Raw genomic sequence first — 16,636 nt, forward strand, 5'->3', positions numbered from 1 at the left:
GGAAACCGATAGTTGGGAAGTGCCCGCCGTTACACCGGATCGGCGCCACTGTCACGGTTCGCCCCGGCATCGTCGCGAAACGCCGCGGTCCCGGCGGGGGCATGCGCCCTGAAGAAGCCCGCCAGATGCGACAGGCCGGCGGCGCGTGGATCGCTGGACCGCCAGGCGAGCGCGATGGTGCGGCCCGGTCCATCCACATCGAAGCTGCGCGTCACGGTGAGGCCGCTGGCATCGGCCCCGGCCGGCACGGCGAGGGCGGGGAGGAGGGTGTAGCCTGCGCCGGCGGCCACCATCGAGCGCAGGGTCTCGAGGGAGGTGGCGTGGCGGCCCGCCGCCGAGCCGGCGCCGCACGCGGCGACCGCCTGATCGCGCAGGCAGTTGCCTTCGTCGAGGAGAAGCAGGTCCGGCCCGGCGATATCCGTCGCCCGCAACGCTCCCCCCTGGGCGAGGGCATGGTCGGCGGGGCAGGCCAGCAGGAACGGCTCGATGAACAGCGGCGAGACGGTGAGACCGGAGGTCGGTACCGGCAGGGAGATCAACGCGGCATCGATCCGCCCGTCACGCAGGCCTTCCAGGATCTCCGCGGTCCTGGCCTCGCTCAGCGCCAGGGACAGGACGGGAAATTCCTGCCTCAACGTCCGAAGCACGAGCGGGAACAGGTAGGGGCCGAGGGTCTGGATCGCCGCGAGGACGAGGCGGCCGGTGAGCGGCGCGCCGCGCCCTTCGCTCGCCAGGGCCAGCAGGCGTTGCGCCTCCGCCAGAACCGTGCGCGCCTGCCGGACGATGCTCTGTCCCGCCGGTGTCAGCATGACCCGCCGGTTGCCGCGCTCGAACAGGACGACGCCCAGGGCCTCTTCGAGCTTGCGCACCTGCACACTCAAAGTGGGCTGACTGACGTTGCAGCGTTCGGCCGCCCGGCCGAAGTGGCTCTCGTCGGCCACGGCCACGGCATATTCCAGATCCCGGAGGGACAGACCCGATACGTTCATAGGCTCTATCTATCGCAGCCTTTGCGACGATGCATTAGCCAAACGATCCGGCGCGGTTCATAAGGGTGTCTCAGAACGATTCCAGGATGGCGTAGCGGCGCCGCATGCCCGATCCGGATCGTCCCGACATTTCAGGAGAGAGTCCCGCATGAGCGATCAACGCCCGATACTGACCACCCGCCAGGGCCATCCGGTCCGTGACAACCAGAGCACGCGCACGGTCGGCGAGCGGGGACCGGCGACCCTCGAGAACTATCAGTTCATCGAGAAGATCACTCATTTCGACCGTGAGCGTATTCCCGAGCGCGTCGTCCATGCCCGCGGCGCCGGCGCCCATGGCTATTTCGAAGCCTACGGCAAGATCGGCAACGAGCCGGCTTCCAAGTATACCCGTGCTCGCGTGCTGAACGAGACCGGCGTGAAGACGCCGATGTTCGTGCGCTTCTCCACCGTGGCCGGCGCCAAGGAGAGCCCCGAGACCGAGCGCGACCCGCGCGGCTTCGCGGTGAAGTTCAAGACCGTCGACGGCAATTGGGATCTCGTGGGTAACAACCTCAAGGTCTTCTTCATCCGCGACGCGATCAAGTTCCCCGACATGATCCATGCGTTCAAGCCGGACCCGGTGACGAACCGCCAGGAGCCATGGCGCTTCTTCGACTTCGTGGCCCAGCACCCTGAAGCCATCCACATGGTGACGCATCTGAAGTCGCCCTGGGGCATTCCCGCCAACTATCGCGAGATGGAGGGCTCGGGCGTCAACACCTACAAGCTGGTCAACGACCAGGGTGAAGCCGTGCTCTGCAAGTTCCATTGGGAGCCCAAGCAGGGCATCCGCAACCTGACCTCGGCCCAGGCCTCCGAGATCCAGGCCAAGGATGTCGGTCACGCGACCCGCGACCTCTACGACAACATCTCCAAGGGTAACTTCCCCGAGTGGGAATTCTGCGTGCAGATCATGCCGGACGGCCCGAACGACCACCTGTCGTTCGATCCCCTCGACGACACCAAGCTGTGGCCGGTCGAGGACTTCCCGCTTCTGCCCGTGGGCCGCATGGTGCTGGACCGCGTGCCGGACAACTTCTTCGCGGAAGTCGAGCAGTCGGCCTTCGGCACCGGTGTGCTCGTGGACGGCATCGACTTCTCGGACGACAAGATGCTCCAGGGCCGGACGCTGTCCTACTCGGACACCCAGCGTTACCGCGTCGGTGCCAACTACCTGCAGCTGCCGATCAATGCGCCGCAGCCCGGTGTGAAGGTATATTCGAACCAGCGTGATGGCCAGATGACCTATTCGGTCGACGGCACCGGCCCGAATCGGCACATCAACTACGAGCCCTCCACCCTGGCCGAGGGCCTGCGCGAAGCTCCGAAGCCCGCCAAGGACTATCACCAGCCGGTCCAGGGCCAGCTCGGCCGCTACCAGACCTCGCGCACCGAAGACGATTACACCCAGGCCGGCATCCGCTACCGTTCTTTCCAGGATTGGGAGCGTGACGACCTGATCGCCAATCTCGTCGGCGACATGAAGCAGTGCCCGGAGCCCATCCAGCTGCGGATGGTCTGGCACTTCTGGCATGCCGACGAGGATTACGGCCGTCGCGTCGCCGAAGGTGCCGGCATCGATCTGGAGAAGGCCAAGGCCCTGCCGCCGCTTCCGGGCCGCGCGGCTCCGGGCAAGCGTCTCCAGGCCGAGACCTATACGGACGGCAGCCAGGCGCATCGCGTCGCCGCCGAGTAAGCTCCGGTCATTCGGACTGAGCCATGACCTCTCCGCGATCTCCGTGATCGCGGGGATTTTTTTATGGGGTCATTCCGCGGCGGGAGGCGCTCCGACCTTCCGGTCGCGGCCCGCGCCGAGAGCGAAGATTCCGGACGCCAGGGCGATGGCGCAGAACAGACCGGCCGAGACGCGCCAGCCGCCGAACAGGTCGTGCGCCAAACCGAATCCCAGAGGGCCGAGGGCGGCGATGGAATAGCCCACCGCCTGGGACATCGCCGAGAGGTCGGCCGCGCCGACCGCGTCGCGGGCACGCAGCACCACGATGGTGAGGGCGAGGCCGAACAAGCCGCCGATTCCGAGACCGAGCCCGATGCCGAACGGGAGAACGAGTGCGACCGGTCCATCGACAAGGGCGAGGAAGCTCGCCGCCGACAGGATCAGAAGGGCGATCGCGATACCGCGCTGGTCCCGCAGCCGCGCGGCGAAAGCCGGCACGAGGAGGGCACTCGGCGCCTGCCCGATGCTCATGATGGAGGTGACGAATCCGGCCTCCACCGCCGACAGGCCACGGCTCTGCAGCACGACCGGAAGCCAGCCGAAGGTGATGTAGGCGAGGGACGATTGCAGGCCCATGAAACCGGTGACCTGCCAGGCGAGGGAATCGTGCCAGAGCGGGCGGCGGCGGGCGGGCGGCGGCCCCTTCTCGCGGTGCGGCACGAAGACGATCCAGGCGATGGCCGCCGCCACGGCCGGCACGGCCCAGACCGCCATCGCCCGCGTCCAGCCTCCGAAGGCATCGGCCAGGGGCACCGCCGATCCGGCGCCCGTCGCCGCGCCGAGGCAGAGGACCATCGTGTAGAGTCCGGTCATCAATCCGGCCTGCCCGGAGAAGTCGCGCTTCACCAAACCGGGCAACAGGACGCCGGCAAGGCCGATTCCGACGGCCGCGATACAAGCCCCGGCAAAGAGGGGAGGGAGCCCTCCAAGCCCGCGCAGGGCCGAGCCGAGGGCGATGACCAGGATCGCGACCAGCACACCACGCTCCGCCCCCGTCCGCCGCACCACGACCGGGCCGAGTACGCAGGCGAGGCCGAGGCACAGGACCGGCAGGGTCGTCAGGAACGCCGCCCCCACGGCGGTCAGGCCAGTCTCGGCGCGGATGGAATCAAGCAGGGGGCCGACGCTGGTGAGGGCAGGGCGCATGTTGAACGCGACCAGCATCATCCCGAGCCCGATGAGGACGGGGCGGGCGTTTCGGAATGTGGGTTCGGTCACGCGATGCGGCGCCTTACCAGGAGGGCGATGAGGCCGAGGCCGGCAAGCATCCCGGCGAAGGGCAGGTCACGCAGAACGGCGTAGACTGTGCGGCCGGGCAATCGGACGGGGAGGTCCGCGTCGAGGATGCCTTCGACACCCACGGGCAGGCTCGCGGTGATGCGTCCATACGGGTCGACCACCGCCGAGATGCCGGTATTGGCGTCGCGCACCAGGGGCAATCCTTCCTCCACGGCCCGCAACCGCGCCTGTGCGAAGTGCTGGCGCGGACCCGGCGTATCACCGAACCAGGCGTCGTTGGTGAGGTTCAGGATCAGCCCCGGCACGGGCGCCGGACCGTCGGGCGCGTGTCCGGGCAGGATCTCGCCGGGAAAGATCGCCTCGTAGCAGATGGTGGCGACGACGGGGGGAAGCCCGGTCACGTCGAGGAGACGCTGGCCGGAGCGGCTGCCGGGCGTGAATCCGCCGGGGATCGATACGAACTGGCGCAGGCCCATTGCCCTCAGGGCGGCGTCGAGGGGACCCGGCAGATACTCGCCGAACGGGACGAGATGAACCTTGTCGTAGATGTCGCCGAGCTTCGGACCGGACGAAATCGTCAGGATCGAGTTGAAGAAGCGCGGGCGCTCGTTGGGCAACGGCTCCTCGGCGCGGGCCGCGCCGGTGATGAGTTGCCGCCCGGCCGGAAAGGCGGCGGCGATTCTTGCCAGGGATTCCGGGTCGCGCTGGATCAGGAAGGGAAACGCCGATTCCGGCCAGATCACATGGGTGACGTCGGCGATCCCGCTCCGGTCCGGGGCGGCGGCGCGATCACTGAGGCCGATGTACCAGTCGATGATGTCCGCCCGGTTCTCGGGCCGGAACTTGGCGTCCTGGTTGAGGTTCGGCTGCACCAGCCGCAGACGCACCCCCGGCACCGTGGCCGTAGGGGTAGCGGGCATGCGCGATGCGCCGATGAGGGCCATCACCGCCAGTCCGGCACAGGCGACCAGGGCCGGACCGTAGCGCCCGCGCGCCGTCTCGCCCGTGGCGAGGGTGGCGGGCGCGGCTCCGATCAGGACGGCCAGAAGCGTGAGTCCATAGAGCCCGATCGCCGACGCGGATTGCATCAGCCACAGGTTCTGGCCCAGTGCCATGCCGAGCGTGTTCCAGGGAAACCCGGTGAAGAGGTGGCCGCGCAACCATTCGCAAGCGGAAAGGCCGATGGCGAGGGCGGCGATCCGCGACAGTCCAGACGACCAGAGGAGCCGTGCCAGCGCGAACCCCATCGCATAGAACAGCGCCAGTAGGGCAGGCAGGCCGATGACACCGAGGGGCAGGGCCCACAGGAACTCGTCGGCTTCCACCAGGAAGGCGGAGCCGAGCCACCACAGGCCTGCGGTGAGATAGCCGAAGCCCCAGGCCCAGCCGATGACGGCGCAGGCGAGGACGGCACCGCGATTGCCCCGCCGCCCCGTCGCCGCCCCATCGATCAGCCAGACGGCGATGCTCAGCGAAACGACGAGGGCGGGCAAGGCACCGAAAGGCGGCATCGCCAATGCGCCGACGGCGCCCGCGGCGGCCGCGACGAGCAGGCGGCGCCAGCCGGAGGTGAGCATGATCCATTGCGCGAGGTGAGCGAGCGGCCCCGTCGCGCTTCCGCGCAGGGGCGCTTGGGGCGACCCGGCACCGTCGAAGGCGTAGCTCATCTTCGGGTCATCCCGGCTGAAGCATCAGCCCGAGACGTGACCGTCACGTTTCGGGAAAAGCTGATGTGAGACGAAAGCCTGGCGCAGGATCCGGGGCGCTCGATCCGGAACGAGGCGCTACGAGGCTTCGGCGATCGGACCGCTGCTCGGCGGCGGAAGGGCCAGGGGTATCAGTGGAGCGATCTTCATCGGGCCGCGATGCAGCCGCAGCCGCTTCACCCGGCGCGGGTCGGCGTCGAGCACCTCGAATTCGAGGTCGCCCGGCCCGGTGATGAGCTCGCCCCGCGAGGGTACGCGTCCGGCGAGAGTGACGATGAGGCCGCCGATCGTGTCGATCTCCTCGGCCATCTCGCCCACCGCGGCGACCAGATCGACGCCGCTCACCTCGGATACCTCGGCGAGTCCGGCGCGGGCATCGGCGATGAACACGTCGGCATCGCCCTCGACGCGCTGAACCAGATGGCCTTCGGCCACGTCGTGCTCGTCCTCGATATCGCCGACCACCATCTCGATGAGGTCTTCGATGGAGATGAGCCCGTCGGTCCCGCCATATTCATCGATGACAAGGGCCATATGCGTGCGCGTCGCCTGCATCCGCACCAGGAGATCGATGGCGGGCATGGACGGCGGAACGAACAGGACGGGACGCTGGATCCGCGTCGAAGCCAGGGTCGCCGAGAGATCGACATTGCCGAGGTTGAGCGCCTTCAACGCGCGGGTGCTCCGGCGCGGGCGCGGGGGCACGACGGCGACGACATCGCCCGACGTGTCGGGGAGAGCACTGGCGACGGCGGCGCTCGGACGACGGGGGGGCGCTTCGGCCTTGGCGGCGATGTGATCGACGAAGTCGCGGATGTGGACCATGCCGCGCGGGTCGTCGAGGGTCTCGCCGTAGACCGGGAGCCGCGAATGGCCGGCGGTACGGAAGAGCTTGAGCAGATCGCCGAGGCTCGTCTCCATCGAGACGGCGACGATGTCCGCACGCGGAATCATCACGTCGTCCACCCGAACCTTGTGCAGCCCGAGGACGTTCTTGAGCATGGCCCGCTCGAGGGGGGAGAACACGTTCTCTCCCGAATCGGGTTCGGCCAGTGCATCCTCGATATCGTCGCGCAACGAATCGCGCGGCCGGAGATGGAAGGCGTGCAGCAGGCGGTCGTACCAGGGCTCGCGCGCCTGCGCCTCACCGTCACCGCTACTGGGCGCAGCCAGAGCCGCGCCGCGACTTCGATCGTTCGTCATGTCTCTCTGATCTGGGATTGCGGGCGGAATCGCCCCTCAGTCGGCATAAGGGTCGGGAATACCGAGGCCGTGCAGGGCTTCGGTCTCCAAGGCCTCCATGGCGTTCGCATCCGCGTCGCCGGTCTCGTGGTCCTGGCCGAGAAGATGAAGAGTGCCATGGATCAGAAGGTGCGCGAGGTGATCTTGAAGCGGTTTTCCCTGCTCGGCACTCTCGCGCAGCATCGTGTCATACGCAAGAACGACATCGCCGAGGGGCACCGCGACACCCGCATGGGCGGGTTGCGGCGGAGCAGGAAAGGACAGGACGTTGGTGGGCTTGTCCTTGCCGCGCCAGGTGCGGTTCAGGTCCTGGACCACGGCATCGGTGGTGAGAAGCACGCTCACCTCCACAGGATGATCCGGCATGTCCGGGGCGATGGCGATCCCCGCCTCGACAGCACGGACGACGAAGGCTTCGAGGTCCGGCACCACCGATTCCCAGCGGGGGTCCTCCACGGCGACGTCGATCTCGGATTCGATCTCGGGCATCGACGTCAGGCCAGGGGACGGCGGCGGGACGTGGGCGAGCGATCCGCACCACCCTCGCCATGGGCGGCGGTTTCATAGGCCGTCACGATGCGGCGAACGAGGTCGTGGCGCACCACGTCGACGTCGCGGAAGGTGACCCGGCCGATCCCCTCGACGCCGTCGAGGATGTTCACGGCCTCGACGAGGCCGGATTTCTGGCCGGGCGGGAGATCGACCTGGCTCGGATCACCGGTGATGATCATGCGCGAGTTCTCGCCGAGACGGGTGAGAAACATCTTCATCTGCATCGAGGTGGTGTTCTGGGCCTCGTCGAGGAGGACCACGGCGTTCGTCAGGGTCCGGCCGCGCATGAAGGCCAGAGGCGCGATCTCGATGACGCCGGTCTGCAGGCTCCGGTCCACGTGCCGTGCCTCCATGAAGTCGTAGAGCGCGTCGTAGATCGGGCGCAGGTAGGGATCGACCTTCTCGCGCATGTCGCCGGGCAGGAAGCCGAGACGCTCGCCAGCCTCGACGGCGGGGCGCGACAGGATCAGACGTTCCACATGGCCCTGTTCCAGCAGGGACACCGCGTAGCCCACCGCGAGCCAGGTCTTGCCGGTGCCGGCGGGGCCTTCGGCGAAGACGAGTTCGTGGTTGCGCAGGAGCTTGATGTAGGTGTCCTGAGCCGCGTTCCTGGCTCGCACGGCGCCGCGCTTGCGCGTGGCGATCTGGTCGAAATGCGGACGGTCCGGCTCGGCACTCACTTCGGCGGTGGGGAAGAGGTTGCCCTGGAGCGTCGTCTCCTGGATCGCTCCGTCGACATCGCCGAGGGTGAGGGCGGTACCGCTCGCCGTCACGCGGGCATAGAGCCGCTCGAAGACTTTGCGCGCCTTCTCGGCGGAATCCGGCGGCCCCTTCACCACGAGGTGGTTGCCCAGGGCCGTGGCGGTGACGGCGAGGCGCCGCTCGATATGGGCCACGTTCTGATCGTACTGGCCAAAGACGAGGCTCGCGAGCCGGTTGTCGTCGAAGGTCAGCGATACGTCCACCGTCTCCACGATCTCACCTATCCGCGCCGCTGGCCCACGCCCCCGCAAGGGCGCCCCCCGTCCACTCAGACCGTCAGATGCCGGCACGCAGAGTCTCCTTGCTGTGGGTCTCGCGAGCGTTGCGAGTGAATTGAGAACGGCATGACGCGGCCGGCCCGTCGCCCGGGGCGGAGGTGCGTTTCCGTGGCATGCGCGCTTTCAAGCGGCCGCCGCCTCGTCGGTGACGACTTCGCCGAACAGGCTGTTCGACCCGGCCCGGACCACGCGCACGGGCACGACCGTACCGATGGTGGCGGCCGGAGCATCGAATTGGACGGGCAGAAGATGCGGCGTCTTGCCGGCGACCTGCCCCGGATGGCGGCCGGCCTTCTCCACCAGCACCTCGACGACATGGCCCACGGCGGACGCGTTGAAGGCGTGGCGCTGGTCATCGAGCAGGGCCTGGAGGGCTGCGAGGCGCTCGGATTTCACGGCCTCGGGCACGGCGTCCTCGCGCTCGGCGGCCGGCGTACCGGGGCGCGGGCTGTACTTGAACGAATAGGCCGACGCGAAGCCGATCTCGGCCACGAGGCGCATCGTCTCGTCGAACTCCACGTCGGTCTCGCCGGGAAACCCGACGATGAAGTCGGAGGACAGGGCGATATCCGGCCGGACCCGGCGCACGCGCTCGATGAGCCGGCGATACTCGTCGCCCGTATGCTTGCGGTTCATCGCCTGAAGTACGCGGGTGGAGCCCGACTGCACCGGGAGATGCAGATAGGGCATCAAAGCGGCGATCTCCCCATGTGCCCGGACCAAGTCATCGGCCATGTCGTTGGGGTGGCTCGTGGTATAGCGCAGGCGCAGGAGGCCGGGGATCGCCTCGAGAGCGCGCATCAGAGCGGGAAGCGTCACCGGAACGCCGTCGGCGCCGGCCCCGTGATAGGCGTTGACGTTCTGCCCGATCAGCGTGAGTTCGCGCGCGCCGCCCCGAGCGAGTTTGCGCGCCTCGTCCAGGATCGCCTCCACGGAGCGCGAGACCTCGGCCCCGCGCGTGTAGGGCACGACGCAGAAGGCGCAGAACTTGTCGCAGCCTTCCTGCACGGTGAGGAAGGAGGATACGGCGGCCGTCCGGCGGATGGGCAGGTGGTCGAATTTGTCCTCGACGGGAAACTCCGTGTCCACCACGCGCGTCGAGGCGGAGCGGGTGAGGAGATCGGGCAGGCGATGGTAGTTCTGCGGGCCGACGACCACGTCGACCGAGGGCGCCCGCGCCAGGATCTCCTTGCCCTCGGCCTGCGCGACGCAGCCGGCCACCACGATCCGGGTGTCCAGGCCGGCCTCGGCGCGGGCCGTCTTCAGAACGCGCAGGCGCCCGAGTTCGGAATAGACCTTGTCGGCGGCCTTCTCGCGGATGTGGCAGGTGTTGAGGACAACGACATCCGCCTCCTCGACGCTCTCCGTGGCGGCATAGCCTTGGCTGGCGAGCAGGTCCGACATGCGGCCCGCATCGTAGGCGTTCATCTGGCAGCCGTAGGATTTGACGAAGGCTTTCTTCAACGCGACCGTTCCAGCACCGTATGAACCCCGGGCGTCGCTCGGACGCCCATTGCTGTCGGCGGTGCTACCACGTTTCACCCGGCCCGTCGCTTCCCCACGACACTCTACGCGCGACCGCGACAAAGACTGACCTTGGACGAAGGCCGTGACGTCTTGCTGCGCCGCAAACACGCATGGCGACCATCAACATCGTTGGCCGAATGATCTCGGGATGCCGACGCTTTTGCGGCCATCGAACCGTCGATCACCGGCGCCTGAAGGGTTTCAGGCGGCGATATTCGAGGCAGGCAACGTCTCGGTGCCGGGTGGCGGAACCGACCGAACCGCCGCCCCGCTCTCCCAGCGTCCCGTCACCGAGGCCTGCATCGCCCTGCGCACCGAGGCCTCGGCCATGGCGGTGGCGCGCTTGCGGTCGGTGCCGGCCTCGAAGGCGATGGGATCGCCCCAGACCACGTGGACGTCGATCGGACCGTCCCGGAGGAAGACCGCGAGATGCGGCGCGAGCTCCATGTCGCCGTACCAGGCGATGCCCGGCCGCTCCGAGCGGACCACGGGCAGGCCGTTGCGGCGCGGATAGGTGAGGGCGAGGGGCTGGAGCCGGACACGGTCGCGAGTGCCGCCCTCGGCATCGATGGCGGCGCGGGCGGCCCCCACCAGGGAGGAGCGGAACGGCAGCAGCCGCGTTCCATCGCCCGTGGTGCCCTCGGCAAAGAGGACGATGAGATCGCCGTCGGTCAACCGGCTCGCCACCGTGGCGTTGACGCTGGCGGTGGCCGCGCGGCGCGCCCGCTCGATGAAGACGGTGCGCTGGAGCCGGGCCAGGGTTCCCACCACGGGCCAGCCGGAAATCTCCGATTTCGCCACGAACGAGAGCGGCCGCAGCGACCCGAGGACGAGGATATCGAGCCAGGAGATGTGGTTGGACAGGACGAGGGCCGGCTCGCCGAGGGCCGGCGGCGTGCCACTCTGCGTCACCCTCACCGAGAACAGCGCCAGGAAGATCCGGTGGAAGTAGGTCGGCGTATGCGCGGCGATGCGCCCCCGCCCGAACCTGAGGCTGAGGACGTGCGGCCCGACCAGCACCGCGAAGGCGAGGACGCAGATCAGGAGCCGGAAGACGGTGCCGAGACGCGTCATCGCCCGCAGCCAATCACGAATCGCGGCTCACGACAGGGACGCCGTCATGGTGAAGGCGGTGGCGCGGCTGCCATCGGGGCGGGCATAATACCCCGTCCGCTCGCCGACCTGCTTGAACCCGTGACGGGCATAGAGCTTCAGGGCGGCGGCGTTGCCCTCGTCGACCTCGAGATGGACGTTGCGCACGCCGCTCAATGCCAGATGCCCGAGATGCTCGCGCACGAGCTTGTGGCTCAGTCCCCCACCGCGCACGGCAGGCGCCAGGACGACGGTCAGAATCTCGGCCTCGTCGCCCACGCGGCGCGAGAGGATGAAGCCCTGGATCGAACCGGCCCGCCACAGGGCATGGGCCTCGGTGGAGCGCTCGCACAGCATCCGCTCGAATTCGTGGGCGTCCCACGGCCGCGCGAAGGCGGTGGCATGGAGGCGGGCGAGGGCGGCGGCGGAGGAGGAATCGCGCAGGGGCGTGACATAGGGCTCGCCACCCCAGGCGTCCCACCAGGCCAGCCACCAATCGAGAGCCCAGAGCGGAGAGACGGGACGAATCATCGACGGGCCAGCCTCGCGTGATCCTGGGGAGTGGCATCCGGTCCGCGCAGATAGAGCGGGCGTGCCAGGGCTTGGGCGGGGTCGGCCAGCATGCCGAGGGAGGCGATCCAGGCGATCTGCGGCGGGCCGGCATCGCTGACCGTCGCGGCGATGCCGCGGGACCTGAGCAAGCCCGACAGAGCGGGCGCACCGGACCCCACGAGGGTGACGGCATCACGGCCGACGTGATCGGCCGCTTCCTCGAGCCGCAACAGGCTGGGAGGCACGACGATGCCTTCCGCCATGTTCATGGCCTGAAAATAGACGGAGCCGTGCCGGGCATCGATCGCGGCCGCGATCAGGCCCTGGCCGTTCGTGGCGAGGAGCGGTGCCAGGAGGCCCGAGAGGGTGGTGACGCCGACCACCGGAATCTGTGCCGCGAGCCCGACGGCCCGGGCGGCCGACAGGCCGACGCGCAGACCGGTATAGCTCCCGGGACCGACGGTGACGGCGACCCGGTCGAGGCTCTCGAACCCACCATCCACCCGCGCCATCACGCGTTCGAGCATAGGAAGCAGCGCCTCGGCATGGCCACGGGCCAGCGTCATGGATTCTTCGGCGAGGAGATCGTCGGAGAGATCCGTCGCGATGCAGACGGAGCAGGCGTCGAGCGCCGTGTCGATAGCCAGGATACGCAACGTCACTCCAGATCGGGATGCCCGTCGGGCGCATGAGTTTACGACGGAAAAGGCCGCCCCGTCAGCGCGGGGCGGCCTCGAAAGAGACGAAGGACGCGGGGTGTTGCGCGCTTGCGACGGCGATCAGACCGCCTGGACCTCGCGCACCTCGGGGAGGAAGTGCTTGAACAGGTTCTGCACGCCGTGCCGGAGGGTGGCGGTGGAGGACGGGCAGCCGGAACAGGCGCCCTTCATTTCCAGGTAGACGACGCCCTCCTTGAAGCCGCGGAAGGTGATATCGCCGCCATCGCTGGCCACGGCCGGGCGCACGCGGGTCTCGAGGAGGTCCTTGATGGTGACGACGGTGTCGTGGTCCGCCTCGTCGTAGAACTCCTCCGCGTCGTCGCCGCCGAGGACGACGCCTTCGGCCAGGACCGGGGCGCCCGACTGGAAATGCTCCATGATCGCACCGAGGATCGCGGGCTTCACCTGCGGCCAGCCATGCTCGTTCTCGATCTTCGTCACCGAGATGAAGTCATGGCCGAAATACACGCCCGCGACTCCGGGTACGTCGAACAGGCGCTGCGCCAGGGGAGAGCGCGCGGCGGTTTCGACGTCGCGCGCCTCGAAGGTCGATTCGGGCAGGACCACGCGGCCGGGAAGGAACTTCAGGGTGGCGGGGTTCGGGGTGGCTTCGGTCTGGATGAACATGGCTTTGATGTATCCTCGTCCACTGCGCCGGTTCAAGGCCGGCCGGGAAGGGCGCGGGGAATGGCCCGCACCTCTGTATTCATGTGGACCGCGCGCGGGATTTTCTCAACCTGCACACCTCCGCGGTCATGCCCGCAGACGCGCTTTCGCTGTGTGGGATGTCGACAAGCCTCGATGCTTCCTGTATGGCCCGCGGCAACTCAAAACAGGATGCCGAAATCCTGACGCACGCATTCCCCTCCTGGGATCGCGGGCGCGCACCGGCAGGAACTTGACCATGAACATCATCCAGCAGCTCGAGCAGGAGCAGATCGCTGCGCTCGGCAAGACCATTCCCGACTTCCAGCCCGGCGACACGGTGACCGTGAACGTCAAGGTGAAGGAAGGCGAGCGCACCCGCGTGCAGGCCTATGAAGGCGTGTGCATCGCGCGCTCCGGTGGCGGCCTCAACGAGAGCTTCACCGTCCGCAAGATTTCCTACGGCGAGGGCGTCGAGCGCGTCTTCCCGGTCTACTCGCCGATGATCGATTCGATCGCCGTCGTGCGTCGCGGCAAGGTGCGTCGCGCCAAGCTGTACTACCTGCGCGACCGTCGCGGTAAGTCGGCCCGTATCGTCGAGCGCGCCGACCGTCCCGCCGAGAAGGCCGCAAAGGCCGACGCCTCGAAGGCCAACAAGGACGCCCGCAAGGCCGAGAAGGCCGCGAAGTCCGCGGCAAAGACCGCTGCCGAGTAAGATCTTCGGCGCGATTCGTCAGAATTGCGAAAGGCCGGGCATTGCCCGGCCTTTTTCGTTGGCGGATGGACGCCGCATCGGCATCCATCCCAAACCAGTCTCGTATCCCGAGACATGCTCGACCCACCCCATCCTCGATTGCAACAGTTACGAAGACGGATTGGCCGGCACGAGGATCATTTCCATCCGCCCGCCACGGGGGAAGGGGATCATTTTCATGTCCTGCTTCGGCGCAGGGCTCAACATCCGCGACGGCTCATTGCGCTGGTCGATCGCATGAGTCGCGTCGATATCTTGGTGACGCTGTTGAACGCCGCGCTTTCCCGAGGTCTGAGCGATCGCAGCGGATGAGCCTGTCGCGAGCACGAGCACGGCGGCAATTGCTACATTTTTATACAACATGATTTTCCTTAGTGCATGTTTCAGCTACATAAGGATCAACGAGCGTCCAATAATGCCTAATCCTACGCCAAACAGCCCAGTCCGCGAACAGGGTGCGGCGTCACACGGGCCATGAGGAAATGCGAGACATTGCGTTCGGAGAGGCGGATTAACCTCATGACTCGATTCGAACGTGGTCCCGCGAAAGCACAATAAAAAAGATCATCGGTAAGATGACGGCACACAGCAAAGTAAATCGAGTTTTTACTTCCGGAAGCGATCTCGATAAATAACGATAGATATCGGCGTCATCTTACGAAAGCGATCACGCCGCTCGAGTTCAAGTGATGAGAAGATTTCGTCGGAAACATTACTTCCGGCCGAAGCCTTGGTCGTTACAGCCCGAGGCAGCGACCGACGCCGCCTCGGAGGAGGGGTCAGCTTCATCGGCGTCCCAGAAAGGGCGGATTGGAGGTCGGGTCGGCCGATCGAACGAGGACGTCCCGACCCCTTCGCACCACTACCCCCGGCGCAGGGCCTCGAGCACCTTGCCGCCCGGTCGCCCGGTCTGCGGCATGCGGAGCTCGCGCTCGATGGCCTTGATCGCGTCGCGGGTCTTGGCGCCGACCTTGCCGTCCGGCTCGCCCACGTCATAGCCCCGAGCCGCCAGTCGGGTCTGAAGGTCGCGGCGCTCGGCGCGCGACAGGGGCGGATCGTCGGTGGGCCATTCCGCCTGGACGCCCGAGCGGCCGCGCAGGCGGTCGGACAGCACCGCGATGGCGAGACCATAGGATTCGGCGGCGTTGTAGGAATAGAGGGCGTCGAAATTCCGGGTCACCAGGAAAGCCGGGCCGTTGATGCCGGCCGGGAGCAGGATGCCGGCAGGGCCGTCTCCGGAAAGCGGGCGTCCGTCGATCCGGGTGACCCCCATGGAAGCCCAATGCGCCACGGCGTGCTTGTTCTTGCGCCCGGCGGCCCCGGCATTGAAGCCCTTCGGTACACGCACCTCGTAGCCCCAGGGCTGGCCGTTCGACCATTTGGCCACGCGCAGGAAGTTGGCGGTGGAGGCCACCGCGTCGGGCACAGAATCCACGAGGTCGCGGCGCCCGTCGCCGTCGCCGTCGACGGCGAGGCGCTGGTAGGTGGTGGGCATGAACTGGGTCTGGCCGAAGGCGCCGGCCCATGACCCCGTGAGGCGGGACGGGTCGATGTCGCCGCGCTCAATGATCTTCAGGGTCGCCATCAGCTCGCCCTTGAAGAAGCCCGCGCGGCGGTGATTCGAGCAGATCAGGGTGGCGAAGGATTGAACCAACGGCATCTTGCCGAGGTTCTTGCCGAAATTCGATTCGACGCCCCAGACGGCGGCAATGGTGTAGCGGTCGACGCCGTAGCGCGCCTCCGCATTGGCGAGGGCCTGACCGTGCTGCTTCATCGCCGCCTTGCCGTCGTCCACGCGCTCCTCGTCGACGAGGGCAGCCATGTAGTCCCAGATCGGCGTCTTGAATTCGGGCTGCGCCTGGGAGAGTTCGATGACCTTGTCGTCGAAGGCGATGCCGTCGGTCGCCGCGCGGAAGGTCTGGGCCGAGATCCCCTGCGAGGCCGCCTCCGCCTGAAGCGAGACGAGGCAGGAGCGGAAGTCGGCCTTGGCGGGTACGGACGCTGCCGCACTCGCGAGGCAGAGGAGGGCGGTCAGCTTCGCGCGCGACGTCATGGGCGGTCTCCCGGCGGGTTTCGGCGTTTCCCGACCTTTAAGCCGCGCGCATGGTAAACGAACCGTGATGATGCTGGCGCTCAGGCAAATCCGCGCGCGGCGAGCTTCTCCTCGTAGGCGTCGATCTTCGGCGCGCGCTTAAGGGTCAGGCCGATCTCGTCGAGCCCGTTGAGCAGGCTCTCCTTGCGCCCGGAATCGATGTCGAAATGCAGGGTGCCGCCATCCGGCCCCTTGATGGTCTGGCTTTCCAGATCGATCGTCAGGGTGGCGTTGGCGCCGCGCTCGGCATCGTCGAACAGCTTCTCCAGATCCTCAGGCGAGACGATGACGGCGAGGATGCCGTTCTTGGCGCAGTTGTTGAAGAAGATGTCGGCAAAGCTCGTGGAGATGATGCAGCGGATGCCGAAATCGGCGAGCGCCCAGGGGGCGTGCTCCCGCGACGAGCCGCAGCCGAAATTGTCGCCGGCCACCAGCACCTTGGCGTTGCGATAGGCCGGCTGGTTGAGGACGAAATCCGGGTTCTCGGAGCCGTCGTCGTTGTAGCGCATCTCGGAGAACAGGCCCTTGCCCAGCCCGGTGCGCTTGATCGTCTTGAGATACTGCTTCGGTATGATCCGGTCGGTATCGACGTTGGTGATGCGCATCGGCGCGGCAACGCCGGTCAGGGTCGTGAACTTTTCCATGATGCTCGAAGTCCGGGTGGTTGAGAGTTCCGCGCTCGTCTCCCCGGCTATGAACCTCGTCTTGAG

The 16,636-nt window shown here is 67.4% G+C and carries 16 protein-coding genes; 2 read left to right on the plus strand and 14 right to left on the minus strand.

The window, feature by feature from the left end; genetic code table 11:
• Positions 1–29 precede the first annotated feature (29 nt).
• Positions 30–989 (minus strand): LysR substrate-binding domain-containing protein, encoded by a 960-nt coding sequence (locus tag ASF08_RS12985; RefSeq protein ID WP_056145884.1) that lies wholly within the window; start codon positions 987–989, stop codon positions 30–32.
• Between the two features lie 148 nt (positions 990–1,137).
• Here ASF08_RS12985 and ASF08_RS12990 point away from each other — a divergent pair, with 148 nt between their 5' ends.
• A complete protein-coding gene (locus tag ASF08_RS12990; RefSeq protein WP_056145887.1) occupies positions 1,138–2,727 on the plus strand; it encodes a catalase in 1,590 nt (529 codons plus the stop codon).
• Between the two features lie 69 nt (positions 2,728–2,796).
• On the opposite strand, the gene ASF08_RS12995 is transcribed toward ASF08_RS12990, so the two are convergent.
• From ASF08_RS12995 to ASF08_RS13040, 10 genes are all read right to left on the minus strand, one after another.
• Positions 2,797–3,984 carry a CynX/NimT family MFS transporter gene (locus ASF08_RS12995; protein WP_238253811.1) on the minus strand — a complete coding sequence of 396 codons (1,188 nt, stop codon included), beginning with the start codon at positions 3,982–3,984 and terminating at the stop codon, positions 2,797–2,799.
• Positions 3,981–5,672: an apolipoprotein N-acyltransferase gene (gene lnt / locus ASF08_RS13000; RefSeq protein ID WP_156629582.1), complete on the minus strand. Its 1,692-nt coding sequence runs from the start codon at positions 5,670–5,672 to the stop codon at positions 3,981–3,983. Before lnt ends, ASF08_RS12995 begins: the two co-directional genes overlap by 4 nt.
• Positions 5,673–5,789: 117 nt before the next feature.
• Positions 5,790–6,914: a hemolysin family protein gene (locus tag ASF08_RS13005; protein WP_056145892.1), complete on the minus strand. Its 1,125-nt coding sequence runs from the start codon at positions 6,912–6,914 to the stop codon at positions 5,790–5,792.
• A 36-nt stretch (positions 6,915–6,950) separates the two neighbouring features.
• Positions 6,951–7,442, minus strand: coding sequence for an rRNA maturation RNase YbeY (gene ybeY / locus ASF08_RS13010; protein ID WP_056145894.1), 492 nt, complete (start codon positions 7,440–7,442; stop codon positions 6,951–6,953).
• Between the two features lie 5 nt (positions 7,443–7,447).
• Entirely contained in the window at positions 7,448–8,557 is a 1,110-nt protein-coding gene (locus tag ASF08_RS13015; RefSeq protein ID WP_147829196.1) for a PhoH family protein, read from the minus strand.
• A 111-nt stretch (positions 8,558–8,668) separates the two neighbouring features.
• Positions 8,669–10,009 (minus strand): tRNA (N6-isopentenyl adenosine(37)-C2)-methylthiotransferase MiaB, encoded by a 1,341-nt coding sequence (miaB, locus tag ASF08_RS13020; RefSeq protein ID WP_056145897.1) that lies wholly within the window; start codon positions 10,007–10,009, stop codon positions 8,669–8,671.
• 264 nt (positions 10,010–10,273) lie between these two features.
• On the minus strand, positions 10,274–11,146 hold the full coding sequence (locus tag ASF08_RS13025) for a lysophospholipid acyltransferase family protein (protein WP_056145900.1): 873 nt from the start codon (positions 11,144–11,146) through the stop codon (positions 10,274–10,276).
• Positions 11,147–11,173: 27 nt separating this feature from the next.
• Entirely contained in the window at positions 11,174–11,695 is a 522-nt protein-coding gene (locus ASF08_RS13030; protein ID WP_056145904.1) for a GNAT family N-acetyltransferase, read from the minus strand.
• Positions 11,692–12,372 carry a tRNA (adenosine(37)-N6)-threonylcarbamoyltransferase complex dimerization subunit type 1 TsaB gene (gene tsaB, locus ASF08_RS13035; RefSeq protein ID WP_056145907.1) on the minus strand — a complete coding sequence of 227 codons (681 nt, stop codon included), beginning with the start codon at positions 12,370–12,372 and terminating at the stop codon, positions 11,692–11,694. Before tsaB ends, ASF08_RS13030 begins: the two co-directional genes overlap by 4 nt.
• Before the next feature lie 123 nt (positions 12,373–12,495).
• On the minus strand, positions 12,496–13,062 hold the full coding sequence (locus ASF08_RS13040; protein WP_056145910.1) for a NifU family protein: 567 nt from the start codon (positions 13,060–13,062) through the stop codon (positions 12,496–12,498).
• Between the two features lie 277 nt (positions 13,063–13,339).
• On the opposite strand from ASF08_RS13040, the gene rplS reads away from it, so the two are divergent.
• Complete coding sequence (gene rplS / locus ASF08_RS13045) at positions 13,340–13,795, plus strand: 50S ribosomal protein L19 (RefSeq protein WP_018042354.1); 456 nt, start codon at positions 13,340–13,342, stop codon at positions 13,793–13,795.
• A 147-nt stretch (positions 13,796–13,942) separates the two neighbouring features.
• On the opposite strand, the gene ASF08_RS13050 is transcribed toward rplS, so the two are convergent.
• From ASF08_RS13050 to leuD, 3 genes are all read right to left on the minus strand, one after another.
• Positions 13,943–14,197, minus strand: coding sequence for a hypothetical protein (locus tag ASF08_RS13050; RefSeq protein WP_056145914.1), 255 nt, complete (start codon positions 14,195–14,197; stop codon positions 13,943–13,945).
• Between the two features lie 499 nt (positions 14,198–14,696).
• Positions 14,697–15,887, minus strand: coding sequence for a lytic murein transglycosylase (locus ASF08_RS13055; protein ID WP_056145916.1), 1,191 nt, complete (start codon positions 15,885–15,887; stop codon positions 14,697–14,699).
• Positions 15,888–15,967: 80 nt separating this feature from the next.
• On the minus strand, positions 15,968–16,570 hold the full coding sequence (leuD, locus tag ASF08_RS13060) for a 3-isopropylmalate dehydratase small subunit (protein WP_056145919.1): 603 nt from the start codon (positions 16,568–16,570) through the stop codon (positions 15,968–15,970).
• Between the last annotated feature and the right edge of the window lie 66 nt (positions 16,571–16,636).

The organism is Methylobacterium sp. Leaf85 (assembly GCF_001422125.1).
GTDB lineage: Bacteria > Pseudomonadota > Alphaproteobacteria > Rhizobiales > Beijerinckiaceae > Methylobacterium > Methylobacterium bullatum.

What these genes read in the sequence shown, in the direction of transcription:
- ASF08_RS12990 (WP_056145887.1), top strand. Translation starts at nt 1,138, where the DNA reads ATGAGCGATCAACGCCCGATACTGACCACCCGCCAGGGCCATCCGGTC.
- leuD (WP_056145919.1), bottom strand. Translation starts at nt 16,570, where the DNA reads ATGGAAAAGTTCACGACCCTGACCGGCGTTGCCGCGCCGATGCGCATC.
- ASF08_RS13030 (WP_056145904.1), bottom strand. Translation starts at nt 11,695, where the DNA reads ATGATTCGTCCCGTCTCTCCGCTCTGGGCTCTCGATTGGTGGCTGGCC.
- ybeY (WP_056145894.1), bottom strand. Translation starts at nt 7,442, where the DNA reads ATGCCCGAGATCGAATCCGAGATCGACGTCGCCGTGGAGGACCCCCGC.
- ASF08_RS13050 (WP_056145914.1), bottom strand. Translation starts at nt 14,197, where the DNA reads ATGTTGTATAAAAATGTAGCAATTGCCGCCGTGCTCGTGCTCGCGACA.
- ASF08_RS13005 (WP_056145892.1), bottom strand. Translation starts at nt 6,914, where the DNA reads ATGACGAACGATCGAAGTCGCGGCGCGGCTCTGGCTGCGCCCAGTAGC.
- ASF08_RS12985 (WP_056145884.1), bottom strand. Translation starts at nt 989, where the DNA reads ATGAACGTATCGGGTCTGTCCCTCCGGGATCTGGAATATGCCGTGGCC.
- ASF08_RS13055 (WP_056145916.1), bottom strand. Translation starts at nt 15,887, where the DNA reads ATGACGTCGCGCGCGAAGCTGACCGCCCTCCTCTGCCTCGCGAGTGCG.
- rplS (WP_018042354.1), top strand. Translation starts at nt 13,340, where the DNA reads ATGAACATCATCCAGCAGCTCGAGCAGGAGCAGATCGCTGCGCTCGGC.
- ASF08_RS13040 (WP_056145910.1), bottom strand. Translation starts at nt 13,062, where the DNA reads ATGTTCATCCAGACCGAAGCCACCCCGAACCCCGCCACCCTGAAGTTC.
- lnt (WP_156629582.1), bottom strand. Translation starts at nt 5,672, where the DNA reads ATGAGCTACGCCTTCGACGGTGCCGGGTCGCCCCAAGCGCCCCTGCGC.
- ASF08_RS13025 (WP_056145900.1), bottom strand. Translation starts at nt 11,146, where the DNA reads ATGACGCGTCTCGGCACCGTCTTCCGGCTCCTGATCTGCGTCCTCGCC.